13 protein-coding genes are annotated in these 17,386 nt (G+C 50.8%); 8 read left to right on the top strand and 5 right to left on the bottom strand.

Going from position 1 to position 17,386, the window contains the following annotated elements:
* Nucleotides 1–247: 247 nt before the first annotated feature.
* Nucleotides 248–445 (top strand): DUF2683 family protein, encoded by a 198-nt coding sequence (locus HNQ92_RS05200; protein ID WP_184171905.1) that lies wholly within the window; start codon nt 248–250, stop codon nt 443–445.
* On the top strand, nt 442–702 hold the full coding sequence (locus HNQ92_RS05195) for a Txe/YoeB family addiction module toxin (protein WP_184173707.1): 261 nt from the start codon (nt 442–444) through the stop codon (nt 700–702). Before HNQ92_RS05200 ends, HNQ92_RS05195 begins: the two co-directional genes overlap by 4 nt.
* 745 nt (nt 703–1,447) lie before the next feature.
* Here HNQ92_RS05195 and HNQ92_RS05190 read toward each other — a convergent pair.
* The 3 genes from HNQ92_RS05190 to HNQ92_RS05180 form a co-directional block, all read right to left on the bottom strand.
* Nucleotides 1,448–1,963, bottom strand: coding sequence for a hypothetical protein (locus HNQ92_RS05190; RefSeq protein ID WP_184171903.1), 516 nt, complete (start codon nt 1,961–1,963; stop codon nt 1,448–1,450).
* A gap of 281 nt (nt 1,964–2,244) precedes the next feature.
* Nucleotides 2,245–3,021 carry a M15 family metallopeptidase gene (locus HNQ92_RS05185; RefSeq protein ID WP_184171901.1) on the bottom strand — a complete coding sequence of 259 codons (777 nt, stop codon included), beginning with the start codon at nt 3,019–3,021 and terminating at the stop codon, nt 2,245–2,247.
* 132 nt (nt 3,022–3,153) lie between these two features.
* Nucleotides 3,154–3,807: a hypothetical protein gene (locus HNQ92_RS05180; RefSeq protein WP_184171899.1), complete on the bottom strand. Its 654-nt coding sequence runs from the start codon at nt 3,805–3,807 to the stop codon at nt 3,154–3,156.
* 2,136 nt (nt 3,808–5,943) lie between these two features.
* Between HNQ92_RS05180 and HNQ92_RS05175 the strand changes: the two genes are divergently transcribed.
* The 3 genes from HNQ92_RS05175 to HNQ92_RS05165 are packed head-to-tail and all read left to right on the top strand — an operon-like array spanning nt 5,944 to nt 14,256.
* On the top strand, nt 5,944–12,192 hold the full coding sequence (locus HNQ92_RS05175) for a SpvB/TcaC N-terminal domain-containing protein (RefSeq protein WP_184171898.1): 6,249 nt from the start codon (nt 5,944–5,946) through the stop codon (nt 12,190–12,192).
* Nucleotides 12,193–12,196: 4 nt separating this feature from the next.
* Complete coding sequence (locus HNQ92_RS05170; RefSeq protein ID WP_184171896.1) at nt 12,197–13,009, top strand: hypothetical protein; 813 nt, start codon at nt 12,197–12,199, stop codon at nt 13,007–13,009.
* 11 nt (nt 13,010–13,020) lie between these two features.
* Complete coding sequence (locus tag HNQ92_RS05165) at nt 13,021–14,256, top strand: cell division protein ZapB (protein WP_184171894.1); 1,236 nt, start codon at nt 13,021–13,023, stop codon at nt 14,254–14,256.
* Between the two features lie 94 nt (nt 14,257–14,350).
* Here the strand turns inward: HNQ92_RS05165 and HNQ92_RS05160 are convergent, their stop codons facing one another.
* A complete protein-coding gene (locus HNQ92_RS05160; protein ID WP_184171892.1) occupies nt 14,351–14,686 on the bottom strand; it encodes a hypothetical protein in 336 nt (111 codons plus the stop codon).
* 3 nt (nt 14,687–14,689) lie between these two features.
* On the opposite strand from HNQ92_RS05160, the gene HNQ92_RS05155 reads away from it, so the two are divergent.
* A complete protein-coding gene (locus tag HNQ92_RS05155; RefSeq protein WP_184171891.1) occupies nt 14,690–14,923 on the top strand; it encodes a hypothetical protein in 234 nt (77 codons plus the stop codon).
* Between the two features lie 128 nt (nt 14,924–15,051).
* Here the strand turns inward: HNQ92_RS05155 and HNQ92_RS05150 are convergent, their stop codons facing one another.
* A complete protein-coding gene (locus HNQ92_RS05150; protein ID WP_184171888.1) occupies nt 15,052–15,339 on the bottom strand; it encodes a hypothetical protein in 288 nt (95 codons plus the stop codon).
* Nucleotides 15,340–15,368: 29 nt separating this feature from the next.
* Between HNQ92_RS05150 and HNQ92_RS05145 the strand changes: the two genes are divergently transcribed.
* Nucleotides 15,369–15,953 (top strand): RNA polymerase sigma factor, encoded by a 585-nt coding sequence (locus HNQ92_RS05145; protein ID WP_184171886.1) that lies wholly within the window; start codon nt 15,369–15,371, stop codon nt 15,951–15,953.
* Between the two features lie 214 nt (nt 15,954–16,167).
* A complete protein-coding gene (locus HNQ92_RS05140; RefSeq protein ID WP_184171884.1) occupies nt 16,168–17,223 on the top strand; it encodes a FecR family protein in 1,056 nt (351 codons plus the stop codon).
* Nucleotides 17,224–17,386 lie beyond the last annotated feature (163 nt).

Raw genomic sequence — 17,386 nt, 5'->3', positions numbered from 1 at the left:
AAAAAGTACCCAATATAGTCAGAAAGATAGTCGGGGAAGCGATATAGGTGTGCCCCACTAGGTACTTCCATCCCTGGCTTCCCCTCTCTAAGCGATCGCCCAAAGGCCATGATTTGCCTGCGACAGCCTCCCCAAGACCTACTTCTGGCCATAAGCAAGTCTTGGCCGGAGAAACTTATTCCAATTAAATAGAACCCCAGGCCGGTTCCCTATGTTATAGCCAAGTAAGTCCAAACATTTGTTTTTTATGGAAACACTCATCATACGCTCCAATAACCGGGAAAAGCTAGAGGCTTTAAAAGCTGTAGCCAAAGCCCTAAAAGTCAGTATTATTTCCGAAGAAAAACCCTATGACCCGGAATTCGTAGCGAAGATCAACGAAAGTAAAAAACAATTTGAAGGCGGTGAATATGAGGTAATAGCCGTCGAAGATCTTTGGAAATGAGGGAAATTGCCTTTTCTGCCAAAGCAAAAGAAGATCTTAATTACTGGAAGCAAACCGGTAATAGAAAGATGCAAACTAAAATCCAGGCCCTACTAGCCTCAATTCAACAAACACCCTTCAGCGGAATCGGGAAGCCAGAAGCCTTGAAACATACTTTATCGGGTCTCTGGTCGCGCAGGATAAATCAGGAACACCGGCTCGTCTACGAAGTAACTGATGAACTCATAAAGGTACATTCCTTGAAAGGACACTATTAGTGATCTTATATCGTGCTCATTTAATTAAAGAATAGTAGTCAAAGTAAAAAACAAAGAGGGAGCCTTTGTGTGCTCAGAACATACACCATTTATAGCTCCCCCAGGAATGAATCTCTCTGCCATTCCCAAGTACCTTGGTGGTGCGCAAACCCGTCGCTTCACCATGACCATGGTCTTACAGACCATACGGTCAAAGGCTCTCTGCCCTTTTCAGAATCCCCGGCTTCCGCCCATTTATAGAAACGGGTGGACAAATATCCATCCTGTAAGTTTCCGACTTACAAATCCCTTCCGCAGCTAGCTAGTAGAAAAATATAAGCATACGCTACGATAGAGTAGATAAACACCCCAAAGCCTCGTCAAAGTACCTTGGGATTACGCTAAACCCGTCGTTCAGCAAGCTGGCAAGGTACCTTAATGGTGGGTGGTTCTGGCACAGCTGCCAGAGCAAGCATATTCTAAAGAGGGGTACCTAGGCAGGAGCCGCCGGGTGGCTGGGGATTAGGGTGCAAAGTACGCTCTGGGGGAGGTGGGTACCTGGAAAAGTCCGGGGGCGTTGTAAGTACCTTTTAGCCTTGTAAAATCTTCTAACCACTACCCTTCCTCAAAGTAATCACCATCCAGCCGCTTGATTTCGTTGCGCGGCAGGTAGCTCAGCGCCTATACGTAGTTGAGCATTCAATGGCCAAGCCGCCATGGGGAAACGACTCTAGTAGCGGCTTTTGGTGCGTTATGGATGTCTATATCACTCTGAAAAGTCTTTGACGGTTGTCCGGTTAAGTAAGAATAGGGCTGTCCTATAGCTTACTTTCGTCGGTATAATATCGCTGTCATAATATAGTATGCACTGCGCTTTGTAGTTATTAGAGTGTCGTATTTTTTCATATTCGCTACGAGGAATGAAGCCATCCAGTGTAATATAGGATACAACTTGCGGCTTGACCCCTTCGTCGTCAGCATTCACTTCAAAAATATACGTTGTTGGCTTATTTAAGGAATCAATGGTTATAAATTCACCTTTAGTCTTTAATGGCACGAACTTATCCTTGGAATTAGGTACCACTTTAAAAGTTAACGTCAGATTCTTCAGGTTGGGTTTTGGTGCAAAGTTCACCACTGATATAGCATTTACACTTAATTTTAACAAATCATCTGATGGTTCCGCATAATGCTCTTTCACTTCGGCCGAACTATTTACTACAGGATAAAATTGCCCAAACGTATAACCGGCAAAACCTAGAATCATGGCAACTAGGGCCAAGGCAAATAGTCTCTGAATAATTAGCTTTATGATGTCGCCCGAAAGCTGCTTTGTCAGCTGAGGAAAAATATTCGCCTTTATGATCTGTCGCGCAATAAAGAAAAAGGCGGCCGCAAAAAAAGCCTGCCAGCATGAGTGGTGTTGAAACGTTTGTTGCTATATCAAAAACTTTTTCCAATTGAGTAGCTGTTCTAACGCTTTCTATTCAAGTTATAATGTTGTTTTACCCTAGTCACTAACCTTGAAGCATTGAGCGTATAGTGAAAATAGAATTACTCCGTTTAACCCACTATGGCAGCAACTTCAAAATGCATCCCGTCTCTTCTTGTAAAATGACCTCCCCAATAGAATCCATGCTGATGCGCAAGCTCAACCAATTCCCTTACGGACCCCTTCTGCCCTACAAGCGCAGGAACAGCTCCTAGTTTATTCCAGGCATAATTGATGTCAAACGCTGTTCCAAACGTATGATTGCTTAAATCCGATTTGCTTCCTCTGACGAAACGAGGATTATAGGCTCCATCCCACGTCAGAATATGATGCAAGAGGTTATTCTTTTCCCAATCATCAAAAAGCGCTACGAGTTGATTAGCGCATTTTTTATGAAAATAAACCGTTTCAGTACCTTTAATTTGCTTCAGCTGCTTTACGTTTACTTTTATAATATTATCTCTTTCCCAGTTATTTATAATTTTAATATTTTCAGGATTATCCGGTTTAGGTTCAGAAATATATTCAATCCGGCCAAATAACTTTTGCCTTTCTTCATTAGAGGCTAAAGGTCGGAAATTAGGTTTAGGGGGGAAGGCATCGCTTGTAATATCTTTTTCTTCGTCAGCAAGTAGTCCAAACCCTAAGAGCATGGCCTGCCCAACCGAAAAATTACCTACTTTTCCATCCGGATTTAAACCGTACTTTCCTTGGAAGTTTTTTGTTGCCTCAAAAGTATTTTCATCAAAGGCACCGCTTATAGCACCAAGGTAGAAACCTTGCCCAGTTAGAAAATATTGCCATTTTTTGACATCATTGCCTGTGCTACCCAATTTTAATACGTTCATAATTGTAAAGGTAGGTATTATCCAAATTGCATTATCTTTTACAGCAACAGGCAATGTTACATCGCGTTATTAAACCCTATTCATTACAGGCTTTAATTTTCCTATTAGCGATCAATCTACTTTTTGTCCCTGTCATTGTCTATTCACTTCAATTTCTTCCACAAGATATACTTTTTCACCATTGAGTACACCAATGGTTTTGTACTCTACCAATACCTCCAGCGAAGGCACAAGCCGTTCAAGCGAAATATATGAATTAAATATAGTTTTGTATTCATGCTGAATTTCGTCTAGGCTAAACGCATCAGCTGCATTATTGCCATCATTACCAAAAATAGACCAATGAATGGGCAAGCTAACCCGAATCCCCCCCTCTTCTTTTTTTTGTTGCAATGAGTAGATCGCATAAAGTACTTCTGCGTCTAGCTCAGAAAAGGTTTTCGTTGCATAAGGCAAGAAGCTCGCAATTAAGCCTAAGGTAGAAAGTAAAATGGTGAGTGGAGAATCCATTTTTGCTCCCAAGATACCGGCAATCAAGCCCGGAAAGAGCGAGCTGCGGAGTTTCGTCTGTGACACCTTCAATACATTGAAAAGCTTTACGGATTCCGCTGTAATAGCTCCCGAAGAAGACTTCTCAATGGAAACTGTGCATTCAGCTAATTTAAAAATAGGATCCTGGGCTTGGGTTGGATTTACCAAGTACCCTGGTGCATTGTCATAGGCGCTTCCCATCCTGTCTGAAAAGAACGCTTTTAAGGACATGGCATTGAATTGTTCATTGGTCATAGTCAAGTTCTTTCAAATGTTGGGCAAATAGGATCGGGGGTTTTACCTACATGTGATGATACCTCCTATGAGAATCACCGTATACCCCCGCTTCCGCCCGTTTAGAAAAATGGGTGGCTAAACATAGGGTAAGTCTTCGACTTACTAACCTCCAAGTAAAATATGGATTAAGCTATGATACAGTAGATGGATTTTCTAAGTCCTTTGTGAGTAGCCTCGCCAAAGTACTTGGCAATACGCAAACCCGTCACCTAGCAACCAGACGCGGTACCCTAAACTGCGGGTAGTATCTGGCAAGGCCGCTCGGGAAAGCGCATAATGAAGCGGGCTACCTCGGCAGTAGCTGCCGAGTAATCCTAACGGGGGTAGTTTCTTCATGGGAGGGGTCTATTTCTTCCCAATAGTACGAAACCTATTTTGTATTGTCAATCCCCCATTTTTAGGGGGTACCTTCCTGGCAAGCTGGGGATTATGGCGTAAAGCGCCCCTTGGGAACCGGGAGAATTCGCTCCGGCGGGTAGTGGTGAGGGTACCTTGAGAATGGACGGAAACGGAAGAGGCAGCATTAACTCATCCAAGGTACCTTAAAAAGTAGCCCAGTGAGGCCGCTTAGGACCATGACCTATCACTCCTCACTCCCCCCTGCTACCGCCAGTTTATAAAAAATGGGTGGCTGAACATAGGGTAAGTCTTCGACTCCCTACTCCCCATCGTGAATTACTAGGACCAAATTAAGGAAAAATCCGCGAATGACGGATTACGGATTCGTTTAAACGGCGGCGAAGGCCGTCGGCCGAGGTGACGTTTATACAATGTTAGGTCTAGTTTTTTTCTTTGCAATGACCGCACGCTTTTTTCTGTTTCTTGCCTGTTTTTCAAAAAATAGTCGCTAAACAGCTGCCCGAGCGCAACTACATCCTTTTCTTGTCTGTCCGTTTTTGCCCTCTTTTCGAGAAAACAAGTCGAAAACACATTTTCGAAGTTGGTATGCACACATTGCTAATAATTGCATTGCCAGCATTCAACGCCAATTCCTCTTTTGCCACACACGCCGAAGTGAGTTCTCTGGCTTCCTATTTTATTATGTTCTAGCAATAAATAGGTCCATTAAAACAACAGCGCATCCATTTTATGTGCTGTTGTTTTAATTGTATTTCACTTTGAGTCCCCAGGTTTATGCTTGTGAGGTTTCAAATCTGGGTGTTTAGGTCTAGTTTCTGGAGTAACACGTCTTCGCTCGTCAGGTGTCCCGTCTTTCTTGTTTGGCTTTGGACCTGGTTTAATTGCTTCAATTGTTTGCATGATGTAAAGGATTTAGAGTTAAAAGATTTATATTCTGACATAGAATTCAACTTTGTTAGTTATTTAAAAATAGCCCTAACATCTGTGTAAATGTACTTAGTGTCGTTTATTTTCGCTTTGGGCGGGCCATTTGTAATCGTTCGTAAACGACTACAAATGATTTCAATACGATTGTAAACGTAGCAAGTAAAAGATATTCACAAAAAAGCCCCTATTCCCTTCGTGCCCAATTGACCCTCCGCCCCGCTCCTACCCCTTTATAAAAGCTTCTGGCTTAGCAAAGGCTACGTCTTCGACTTACTATTGCCCCACCGTGAATTTCTAGGGTAAAGTCAAGGAAAAAGGCGCGGATGACGGATAGGGATATCCCGAGCCCTTGGAAACTAGCCTCGCCCAAGTGGGTGAAGCGCCAACCTGCCATCCAGCAACCTGGTGCGGTATCCAAAACGGGGGTAGTATCTGGCAGGGCGGCCCGGGAAAGCGCATCGTAAAGCGGCGTACCTCGGCAGAGGCCGCCGAGTAGCCCGAAGGAGAAAAGGTTCTTCATGGTAGGAGGTTAGTATTTTCCCTAATAGTACGAAACCTATTTGGTATTGTCAACCCCCTAAAAATAGGGGGTGCCTTGCTGGTTTACACAGGGTTACTTTCATGAAGTATCCCATGTGAGAAGGGAAAATCCGCTCCGGTGGACGGTGGAGGTACCTGGGAGAAAGACCGGGATGCGGAAGGGGTAGTGCTAAGATGGTGCAGTACCTTGCTTCAAAAAATGAAATAGATGCTTGCAACTTACCGCTGCAGAGCGATACATTTGTTATTTCCCAATCCAACCCTCCCGTGTACTCGCCCCTTCTTAACCGTCCGCCCTGCAATCTGCGCTGGCTGTCCTTTTGTGGGGTCCTGCTGCTTGCCGTATGGGAGGTTCGGGGGCAGGAAGTCGTCCCGGGCTCGGATTTTGGCTATACGTCGGGATCCTTCGCCGTATCAGACGCCGGAGCGGCCACCTATACCATTCCGTTGTTTGCCCCACCCGGTACCGCTGGCCTGCAGCCCCAACTCTCGCTCCAGTATAGTAGTTTAGGCGGAAATGGCCCCCTGGGTCTGGGCTGGAGTCTGCAGGGGCTATCGGCCATTACCCGCACAGGGCGCACCCGGGCGCAGGATGAAACCGTTACCGCCACGAATCAAACCAAGGCCGTTGCCCTGAACGTCAGCTACACCCAAGACGACCGCTACGCGCTGGACGGCAGCCGCCTGGTGTTGGCTCCGGAATCCATTCTGCCCAACAGGCGGTTTGATGGTAATTACGGCAAGGATCAGACCGTCTACTACACGGAGCAGCAAAGCTTTACCAAAGTCATTCTATACGCCAACCCAACCACCGGAGCCCCCCAGTCCTTCAAGGCCTACGCAAAATCGGGGCTTATCTACGAGTATGGCACTGCGGACAATGCTCGCGTAATCGACCCTACCAAACAGGTGGGGGTCCAGTGGCTGGTCAACCGGATTGAAGATCGCCGGGGAAACTACATGACCTTCCGTTACCTGCAGGATGCCACCACGGGAGAAGCCTATCCGGAATCCATTGAATATACCGGCAACGTGGCCGGGGGGCTGGCCCCCTACAACAAAATAACGTTTGTGTATGAGACCCGGCCCGATGTAACCGCTCTGTACGGGCAACGGTTTCAGCAAAAAACCACCCTGACCCGAAGGCTTAAAGCCATCCAAGTGCACGCACAAAATACCCTGATCCGGCAATATAATCTTGCCTACGTGGCTAATCGCTATTCCCAGCTCAGCTCGCTAACGGAATGCGACGGTACCGGACAATGCTTTAAGCCAACCACTTTTCAGTGGCAGCAGGAAACGGGAAGTCCGGGCCAGGCCGTAACGCTTGCTTCCAATGCCACCAATATCATCGGGGATTTTAATGGTGATGGACTGCAGGATTACGTCATCTTCAACCGGATCCCAACGCCCACGGCGGTAAATCAGTGGTCGGTAACCACCATTTACCAATTTTACATCAATAACGGGCAGGGTGGTTTTAGTTTTGCCGGGGAAGTCAGACCACCCACCCCCCAAATTTTATCGGATGCTTCGCTGAGTGATTTCCTGAACCGCCGCCCCTTCGTCGCCGAGCTGAACGGCGATAACGTGGACGACGTGGTTTTGAACTGGAGCAAACTACAGTACATCCCAGGGGTACCCGTCCCGGTTAACACGGGTTTTGAATTCATTCTGTCCAAGGCTATACCGGGCAATCCCTACGCCTGCTCGTTTATTTATTCCGTTTCGGCGATCTACGGTTCTACACTTCCCCTTTTTGCCGATGTGTCGGGCGATGCCATTTCCGACCAGACCGTGCTGACCTATACTTCCTCGGGACAGCCTGTCATCGGGACCTCGCAAATTGTCAGCGATATACCGGGTGACAAATACGCCGTTTATTACCAAATGGGAGAGTATTCGAGCATCCCCGGGTACAATGCGGGCCTGTCCTATGCCAACCCTCATCACCACTTGGTTGACCTGAACGGGGACGGTCTCTCTGAACTTTTTATTTATGATAAAAATAGTGGCCAAAACCTAACCGTATTTACCGGCTCCGTGCTGGTGGACTCCTCACTCGTCGAGCGGCAGAACAACTACCGGGTCGGGTACCGCAGCTACCTTCGGAATACCGTTACCCCCGGGCTCATGGGGGCCGCATCCGGCACGGCTCTCTTCTTTGACGCCAATGCGGATAAACTTCCGGATTTAATCTACTACCTGCCCTCGGAAAATCTTCTGCGTATCGTGCCCAACCGGGGTGATGGCACCTTTGACAGCGCCCTGGATCATAAACCCCTACTGGGAACCACACCCGTCGTCACGACCTATCCGAACCTTCTCCAGCTCGACCACGACGCCGACGGGCTGATGGATCTAATCTTCTACGAGAAAACCAACGGGAACAACGTGCTTTTTCTGAACCAGGGGGATTTCACCTTTGCCCCGGCTACCCAGGCCAGCAATGTGTATCCTCCCACCATGTTCAAGACCGGCAACTGGTATAAAATCGGCCCTTTCCTGAAAGGCTCGGTGGCTGATGTCCTTTACTTTGATGCGGCTCAGAATAAAACCTTCATTCTGCCCCTGGGACAGAAGAATACCATCCTGATCACGAAGATTACCGACGGTTCCCACCTAACCACCACGATTCAGTACGACAACCTGCTCAATCGGGATTTTCACCAACGGACGGGAAATATACAATACCCGGTCATTGACTTTCAGGCCGCACTAAGCGTTGCGGCCAAAGCGAGGGTCAATTCGCCGGATGGCTACAAAACGACCCGAACGTATCGGTACGAAGGAGCTACCCTGAATATAGAGGGACGGGGTTTTCGGGGCTTCTCAAAAATCATCGAAACCGATACTACGACGGGTATCTATACCATAAAAACCTTCCGGCAGGGAATAGATAGCTGGCGCTACGGCGGGCATTCGCTGCTGAAAACGGAGCGTTTCTACGCGGATGGCAGCCCGATCTCCGTGACGGAAAATACGGCTACCCTGATTCCCTATCCTACCACAACTCCGGGCAATCAGCTAAATCGGGCCAAATGCTTTCTGGCGTACTACAGTATACAGAAAACCATTGACTTCGTGACCGGAAAGACCCGCTTTGTCCGGCAGCAACTGGATCCATACGGCAATCCTATCTACCAGGTTACCGACTATGCCAATGGCTTCCGGGATTCGATTCAGACCACCTACCAAAACGATACCAACCGCTGGTTGCTGGGCCTTCCTACCCATACGACCCAGTTTCATCTGGGCACGGGTCAGACCACCATCAGTCGGCAAAGCAGCGCCGAATACGACGCCGTTACGGGACTGGTTACCCAACAAACGGCTTTCCCGAATCTCAACGACCAGCAAAAGCAGGTAACGACTTACACCTACGACGCCTTCGGCAATCGTATTCAGCAGGACCTGACCGCCTGGCATGGTACCCAGGCCGAAACCCGGACCAACAAAGCCACCTACGATGCGACCGGACGTTTCACCCTAACCGAAACCAACCCGCTCAATCAGGTATTCAGAGCCACTTACGATCCGAAGTGGGGCCACCTCCTGACCGCGACTGATCCCAACAACCTGGTCACGACTTACCAGTACGATGGTTTTGGCCGCCTTACCAAACAAACGGCCCCGGATGGAACCTGGATCGCCACCGCCTACCGGCAGGCCAGTGTCAGTCTTTTTAAGAGCCCCCCCAACGCCGTCTCGCTTACCTACCAACAAACCAGTGCGGGACAGATTTTCCTGGAACAGGTGGATGCTTACGGCCGAAGCGTACAGACCAGAGCAAAAAGCTTTGATGGTCGTTTTTCCGTCGTAGACCGGACGTATCGACAGGGGGACGCTTCAACCCAGACGCAGGAAACCTACCCCTACTTTGAAGGAGAAACGGACGGGGGCTATACCCTTCGGGAAAATGACCTATTGGGCCGCACCGCCAAACTCCAGGAAACCAAAGCCGGCGGCCTTCGCACGGCTTCAATCACCTACGCGGGCCCCCTCGTGATGACTACTAACTTCAAAGGGCAAACCAGCGTAGCCGTTAGCGACGCGAAGGATCAACTCCTGGAAGCGCGCCGGAATGACGGCCATAATGTCTTTTACGGGTACAATCCGGCGGGGGAGCCCGTAGCCTCCCGGGACCTGATGAATAATACCATCGTCCACGACTACGACGCCCGGGGCTTCGAGACAGCCTCCTCCGATCCGGACATGGGTCTGTATCAGTACACCTACAACGGCTTCGGGGAGCTGACGGGCCAGACCTACCCCAACGGTGACGTAGTGCAGATGGAGTACGATAAGCTCGGACGCTTAATAAAACGAACGGAAAAGGAAGGCACCACGACCTGGCAGTACGATATGGGCAATAAAGCCGTTGGAAAGCTAGCCAGTGTCACCAGCTACGGCTCCCAGACAACCTATACCTACGACAACCTGGGGCGACTTAATCAGGAAAAGCAGGTAATTGACGGGCAGACCTATACCAGTACCTACGCCTACGATAGTCAGGGGCGCGTGCAGGAATTGACCTACCCCACGGGTCTGAAGGTAAAGTACGTCTATAATGCGCACGGATTTCTGTCCGAACTCCGGCACGGAATCACCAATGCGCTTTTCTGGCAGCGCACGGCCACCGATGCCCGCGGGAATACCACCCTCCAGCAGTTTGGCAACGGGGTGGTCACCGAAAAGCAGTACGATCCGGCGACCAGGTACCTGACCGGAATCACCTCTAGGCACAACACGACCATCCTGCAGCAGTTTGCCTACCAGTACGATGAGCTGGCCAACCTGACCGAGCGAAACAATGTAAAACGAAACAAAACCGAAACCTTCACTTACGACGCACTGAACCGCCTGACGAGCTCCCAGGTTACCGGAGCCAACAGCATCATGCTGGAATACGATGAGTTGGGCAACATCACCTCCAAATCGGACGTGGGCAAGTACCATTACGGATCCACCGGTAACGGCCCCCACCAGTTGCGATCAATCGCCTTATATGCCGAAGGAATCCCTTGCTCCTATGCGCTGAATATAGCCTCCGAGTATACTTCGTTCAACAAGGCGAATCGGGTAGCGAACGATACCGCCTACCTGCAAATCACCTACGGGCCCGATCATCAGCGAGTCATGCAAAAGCTATTTGTGCGCAATACCCTGACCCGCACCAAGCGGTACGTAGGAAAGCTTTTGGAGGTAGAAACCTTCGCCGACGGGCGCAGCCGGACGACACATTTTCTGAATGGGCTCAGCCTTTGGATCGACGACAAAGCGGCCAATGGTACTACTGCTTCCCAGACGCAGTACCTGCTCACTGACCACCTGGGCTCGGTAACCGGCCTGACAGGAGCCAACGGCACGCTCCTCACCGAATACAGCTTCGATGCCTGGGGGCAACGCCGGAATGCCGACTGGTCGCCGCTGACAACCCAATTCACCGGACACGAGCGCGGCTTCACCCAGCATGAGCACTATGACCTGTTCAACCTCATTGACATGAACGGACGGGCGTATGATCCCGTCCTGGCCCGCTTTCTCTCCCCTGATCCTTTCGTCCAGGATCGAGCGAATTTACAGGCCTACAACCGGTACAGCTACGTCATGAATAATCCCTTAAACGCGACCGATCCGAGCGGGTATACCAGTTCACCGGTCTATATCCAGCAAGTAAATCAAGGCGGCTCCTTTTCGGTGTACATTCAGCAGGTAGGATTAACGCATGCTCAATCCCAGGTTAACTTTACATTAAATCCGTATCAGCTAGCGGCTATTAACCAACAAAGTACAAATCAACTCCCCTCTTCATTCACGGGCCAGATCAAGAGTTCGGACGGGCCTTCTTTGGTTATTGCAAAAGGTCTTGGAGGTTCTACTTCAAATTCTACGACTCCTGCTTCCTATGCATCAGGTTCATCCAAGAGTAAACCAAAAGTCAGTTTTTCCGTGGTGCCAGGTTTTGATTTTACCAGGGGAAATCCTTTTGAGCGTCATATCATCGAGGCGACTGACCCTTTGCCAAATTCTTCGTCATTGGACTATGTTTCCAACACAAGTTTAGCGTTCGACCGAACGGCTGTGTCGTTAAAAAATCATACTGGGTCTTCAACGGTCGGAAATAATCTTAAACTCTATCCGGAGAACCCGGAAACAGGCCGATCCTTTAGAGGCAATCAACACGTAAAAACCTATTCATTAGCCGGTTTTGGAGTAAAGATTGGTCGCGTATCCGGTCCGCTTGGCCACGCTGTTAACGTAACGCAAATAGGCGTGGGTGTTCATCAAGATGGGGGTAATTTTGGAAAAAATGCCCAGGTTGCAACGGGAGGGGCAGCAGGCGGGTTGGTTGGGGCCTGGTCGGGCACGATCCTCGGCGCAGAGTCCGGTGGATTGGCCGGGTCATTCTTTGGCCCAGTTGGTACCCTGGTGGGAGGTTTTATTGGAGGTGTTGTCGGTGGTATAACCTGGGGCTATATGGGGCAGGAAGTGGGAAAAGATTTATCAAAATAAAACCATGAGAAAACTTGTATTGCTACGCTATCTGGTGGCATGGGCCCCGTTTTATATCGGGATGTCCCTTTTGCAGGCTCAAACGATCACTACCCTCGCCTACGACACCAACGGCAATCGGCTTACCAAAACGCTGCAGGGCAGTAGCCCTAATCCCAGCGTGACGGCAAGTCCCGGAGCCGTCAGCTTGAACCAGGCAAGCACCTTGACAGCCTCGGGCTGCCCCGGTACGATCCGGTGGTCCACTGGGCAGGAAGGCCCTTCCATTTCCGTTACGCCTACGGTTACCACCCAGTACACGGCCGAGTGTTTTACGGCCGGGTGTCCGGTCAACGGCCTGGGCCAGGTCACCGTAGAGGTGTACTCGTGCTCTGCCGATGCCATCGGCGTTACAGCTTCGCGCTTCACCGTACGCTATGGAGAAACGGTCACCCTGACGGCCTACGGCTGTCCCGGTACGGTGCAGTGGTCCAACGGCCAAAGCGGCTTTACGATAACACCTCAGATCTATGGGAACACCAGTACTTTTACGGCCCATTGCTCCAAACGCCATTGTCCTTCCGGCAGTACCGGAAGCGTCAGCATTACGGGGATATCCGGCTGCCTGCCCGGGGATGTGCTGGTCTCGGCCCGGGCCGGAGCCTGGAATGCGCCGGCCACCTGGGCCTGTGGCCGCGTTCCGGGGCTGACTGATACGGTATACCTGCTTCATGCCATCACGCTGGACGGGATCGCCGGGCAGGCCAAGACCATCATTGCCAACGGCGGCTCCTTACTTCATCTTAACGGTGGCTATGTCACCCTGCAAACCCCTTAACTCATCAGGCTATGTTTAAAAAAATACCATTCATGATTCCCGTGCTGGGTTGTCTGGCTATGGCAGCCAGCGGTCAGGATGTCATAAAGTTCGGTACCACACGCTTTGCCCACCGGACGGGCTCCGCCAATACGGGGGTGGGTTTTAACGCGGGTGCCGCTTTAACCCCTTCCAGCCAAACGGCCGTTGGCAATACCCTGATCGGCCATTACGCCGGAGCGGCCAACAATACGGGAGGAAACAATACGTTCATCGGAGACGTGGCCGGTGCCAACACAACCAGTGGCCATGCCAACGTAGCTGTCGGACGGGCCGCAGGCTACACCAACACCATTGGTCAGGAGAATACCTGGATCGGAACCCAGGCCGGAGCCTTAAATACCCAGGGAAACTTCAATACCTTTCTGGGCCGAAGTGCCGGGGTAGTCAATACCCTGGGAAACAACAACACCTTCGTGGGGCGTCGAGCGGGAGCCGTCAATACCACGGGCACGGACAACGTTTTCATCGGCGCTGAATCCACGGCGGTGGGTCCCCTCGCATCCAGCCTTCAAAATGTGGTAGCCCTGGGCACAAACGCCAAGGTAGCCGTAAGCAACGCCATTGTTCTGGGCGATACGCTGAATCCCCACATCAAGGTTGGGATCGGAACGGCCTCCCCCCGGTATCCCCTGGACGTGAAAGGTGCCATTCACATTCGGGGTGGGAGCAACGGGCCGGGCCAGCTCCTGTTTTCAAGCCGTACTTTTCTTGAAGCGGACGAAAAAGATTTCCTGGTGCTTTCCGGAGGACGCCCTGGTGAAAGCGGGCTACGCTTTGCCCACCTGAAGGGGAAGGCATCGGAACTTGGTGGCACCCGCCACGCACTCAGCGTCGATGCACAGGGCCGGGTGGGACTTTACCCCCTGGCTCTCACGGCCGATCAGGTCCGGTTACAGGTAACCGACGTCAGCCAGTGGGCCGATTTCGTATTCAGTCCGGGCCACCCCACCCGCTCCATCCGTGAACTTGCCGATTTCATTGCCATCCACCAGCACCTGCCCAGCCTCCCCCCGGCACAGGAGATGGTCAGCCAGGGCCGCTCCCTGCAGGGACTGATGGTCAACCTGGTGCAGGCTCAGGAAGAGCAGGCGCTGTACACCCTTCAGCTCCAGGCTGAAAACGAACGGCTGGGGCGGGAAACGCAGGCGCTCAGAGAAGAGCTACAGGAACTCAAACGGCTGGTCCAGCAACTGCAGGCAAGATAAATGACCAAGATAGCTCGAATCTGGGCTATACACATGAGATTCATCCGGAATCTTGAAATACCGCATAAAGTACTTTATAGATCCATGAGTGGCCCTATAAAGACTCAAGTGCTGCGAAAGTCTTGTTTTCATTCAATGACAGCAGGAAACCAATAGGTACTTTACCGCCTAATTCACGCATCAATAAAGTGACGCACAATCGGTTTCGGGCTTTGCGTTCGGGCGGGCTCGGATCGCCAACGCGGCACAAAACTGTTAATAAGCGATGCATTTGAATAGAAGCGCAAAGCTCCAAGCCTGCCCCGCCCCGGCGGCCCGGGTCACCCCGCCTGATGCCAAACGGCTGTTGAACTAACCCTTCGGTAGCTTTTGATCTGGCTACCAGGATGGTGTAATAACGCTTTTCATGAAAGTTCATTAAACGAATCATTTCATGACATTCAGTAAAGAAGATTTTACCGCGACAATTGGTAAAGCGAAGGAATGGGTACCCGGCTGCCGGGAGGCGTTCTCATTATTCGAGGAGCGTATGGTACTCGACCGGTTGAGCAAGAGCCTAATTGCCAATTACGGTCGTAACGTGGCGCATCTGCCGTTGCTTTTTATGCGTTTATCGCCAGAAGTGTCGGTTACGGAGGTGAACAGCTCTCTCTGCCGGAAGTTTTGAGATTTTATGGCAATGACACCCTGGCTACCCACACCCGATGTCATGCGCAAGCGCTTGGAGTGATCGTTTTTAACTACAGGACATGACTGATACAGGGATCGGAATTAAAATTTCCCATACATCGGCCTTTATAAAAAGGGAAACGCTAACCAGGTACACAGGAAGCCATTCAAAACCGGGCGAATCAAACCGCGCACGGGCCTTCGGGTTGAAAAACCGCCGTCATGGACCGCGTCGCCCACAAAAAGCGCGATCGTCGCCAGGCTCAAAGCGCCCGGAACCACCCGAAAATGAAAAGAACACCCTTCTAAAAAATGAAGCGTGCCGCATAGCCGCCGCCCCGGTATTCCAAAATAATACACAAGGAAAACGTTAAGAAGGCCACAACCTTGGCTTTTAGAGAAAATCAGTGGCATGGAGGTAGCTGCTGTGAACCCGCATAACGATGGAAAGCAACCCAGAATCGGAACAAGAACTCATCGCAGCGTTGCAGAATGGGGATCAGCGGGCCTTTACAACCATTTACAAAACCTATTGGTACCGGATGTTTTTGGTAGCCTACCGAAAACTACAGCACCGTGAAATCGCCGAAGAGTTGATCCAGGATATCTTCACCCGGCTCTGGAAAGAACGGGCCACGATGAAGATCACGCAGTTGGATGCCTATCTCTTTTCGGCCGTTCGGTACGAAATCATTGATCATATCCGGTCCAAAGGTCCTGTCAATGCCTACGTAGAATACTATCAGGCTTTTTCGCCGTTGGTAGACCGGAATACCGAACATACCATTGCCTATAACGATTTGATCGAGACCCTGGATAAAGGAATGGATTTCCTACCCGAAAAATCAAAGCTAATATTTAGGTTAAGTAGGTTGGAAAACTGGCCGGTACCCCAAATAGCCCAACACGTAAATCTATCCGAAAAGGCCGTGGAGTACCACCTTACCAAAGCCAGCAAGGCGATTCGGCTCTACCTCGAGGAAGCGTATATTTCACTGCTCCTTCTCTCCTATGCGGTCTTGCTTTGACCGGAACACGGCTAGCCCTCCCTTAGTATGGTACTTTTTGGTTAACTTTTGGCGAATAGCTCCTATAAAATAGGATATTTCTGGTATTTACTGATTTGGTTTAGGGAAATAGCCCTGTAATCCGGCTTAGCATATACCCCAACGGTGAAAAGCCGCTGAGCCAAGGCGGGTCGTCTGGCGTGGGGTAGGCATTAATCACCCTACACGGATAGCGATGGAACACCAGGAAATTCAGGAGCTCTTAGTACGATACCGGCAAGGGATGTGTTCCGAAGAGGAAGTCCGGACTATTCACCTATGGTTTGAACGGTTAAACCCCCACTCCACCCTTACCCTGACGGAGGCCGAGCAACAGGCCCTGGAAGCTAAGCTATGGCACAATTTGCAGGCAACGCTGGCCGAGGAATCGGTTCCGCCGCCCGTTCATCCGGTTCGCTTCCCTTTTTGGCAAAGAACCGTCGTCTACTATTCCGGCGCGGCGGCCCTGGTACTGCTGACGGTAACGTACTGGCTGTTTTTGGCAAAAACGCCCCCCTCCCCAGGGGCCGACCCGCAGCCGGCCAGCCGGTTCCAGTCCGCTCCTTTCCATACTTACACGAATCCTTCGGATACGCTTCAGCCGCTGACGCTCAGTGACCATAGCGTGGTGCTGCTCTCACCGGGGAGCTCGTTACACTACCCCGCCTTCTTCTCCGGCCACCAGCGGGAAGTAGAGCTGGTGGGCGATGCGTTCTTTGAGGTGGTGTCCAAACCGGATCAACCCTTTTTTATATACAGCGGTAAGCTCGTCACCCGGGTATTGGGAACCAGTTTCTGGGTGAGGGCCGAGCAGGACCAGGGTGCCCTGACCGTAGAGGTCGTCACCGGGAAAGTATCCGTATTTGAACGCGTCGGTACGACGGCCCCGCCCGGAACGGATAAGGCCGCCAGGGGCGTCGTGCTCACCCCCAATCAACGCGCCACCTACTACCCGGCCCGTGGACAACTGCTCACGAGCCTGGTCGAAGAACCGACGGCAATAGCGTCCGCGAAACGACCGGGCTTCCTGCTCTTTAACGAGACGCCCCTTCGGGAGATTATCCGGCACCTGCAGCGAGCGTATGGCATTGAGATGGACCTGGCGCACGACGATCTGGAGGACTGTGCCTTTACCGGCGATGTCGCTGGTATACCCCTTTACGACGCGTTGAATTTAATATGCCGCTCGAATGGCCTCACCTACGAGGTAACAGGTACCCGCATCCTGATTAGTGGACCGGGTTGTCAGTAAATGAAGGATGCTTTTTGAAAAGTAACGGTAAGTTAACACCAAAAACGAACTAGCGACCGCGTTTCCTGCGTACTTGAAGCCCCGATGGGGAAACGTCCAGGCCCATACCCTAAATCCGTAACATCATCCCAACTCTCTAACCAGACTACTATGAGCTAAAAGC

The organism is Rhabdobacter roseus, assembly GCF_014202275.1.
Taxonomy (GTDB): Bacteria; Bacteroidota; Bacteroidia; order Cytophagales; family Spirosomataceae; genus Rhabdobacter; species Rhabdobacter roseus.
This window is presented reverse-complemented; position numbering and strand designations above follow the sequence as displayed.

What these genes read in the sequence shown, in the direction of transcription:
- HNQ92_RS05200 (WP_184171905.1), top strand. Translation starts at nt 248, where the DNA reads ATGGAAACACTCATCATACGCTCCAATAACCGGGAAAAGCTAGAGGCT.
- HNQ92_RS05195 (WP_184173707.1), top strand. Translation starts at nt 442, where the DNA reads ATGAGGGAAATTGCCTTTTCTGCCAAAGCAAAAGAAGATCTTAATTAC.
- HNQ92_RS05185 (WP_184171901.1), bottom strand. Translation starts at nt 3,021, where the DNA reads ATGAACGTATTAAAATTGGGTAGCACAGGCAATGATGTCAAAAAATGG.
- HNQ92_RS05180 (WP_184171899.1), bottom strand. Translation starts at nt 3,807, where the DNA reads ATGACCAATGAACAATTCAATGCCATGTCCTTAAAAGCGTTCTTTTCA.
- HNQ92_RS05170 (WP_184171896.1), top strand. Translation starts at nt 12,197, where the DNA reads ATGAGAAAACTTGTATTGCTACGCTATCTGGTGGCATGGGCCCCGTTT.
- HNQ92_RS05165 (WP_184171894.1), top strand. Translation starts at nt 13,021, where the DNA reads ATGTTTAAAAAAATACCATTCATGATTCCCGTGCTGGGTTGTCTGGCT.
- HNQ92_RS05160 (WP_184171892.1), bottom strand. Translation starts at nt 14,686, where the DNA reads ATGATTCGTTTAATGAACTTTCATGAAAAGCGTTATTACACCATCCTG.
- HNQ92_RS05155 (WP_184171891.1), top strand. Translation starts at nt 14,690, where the DNA reads ATGACATTCAGTAAAGAAGATTTTACCGCGACAATTGGTAAAGCGAAG.
- HNQ92_RS05150 (WP_184171888.1), bottom strand. Translation starts at nt 15,339, where the DNA reads ATGCCACTGATTTTCTCTAAAAGCCAAGGTTGTGGCCTTCTTAACGTT.
- HNQ92_RS05145 (WP_184171886.1), top strand. Translation starts at nt 15,369, where the DNA reads ATGGAAAGCAACCCAGAATCGGAACAAGAACTCATCGCAGCGTTGCAG.
- HNQ92_RS05140 (WP_184171884.1), top strand. Translation starts at nt 16,168, where the DNA reads ATGGAACACCAGGAAATTCAGGAGCTCTTAGTACGATACCGGCAAGGG.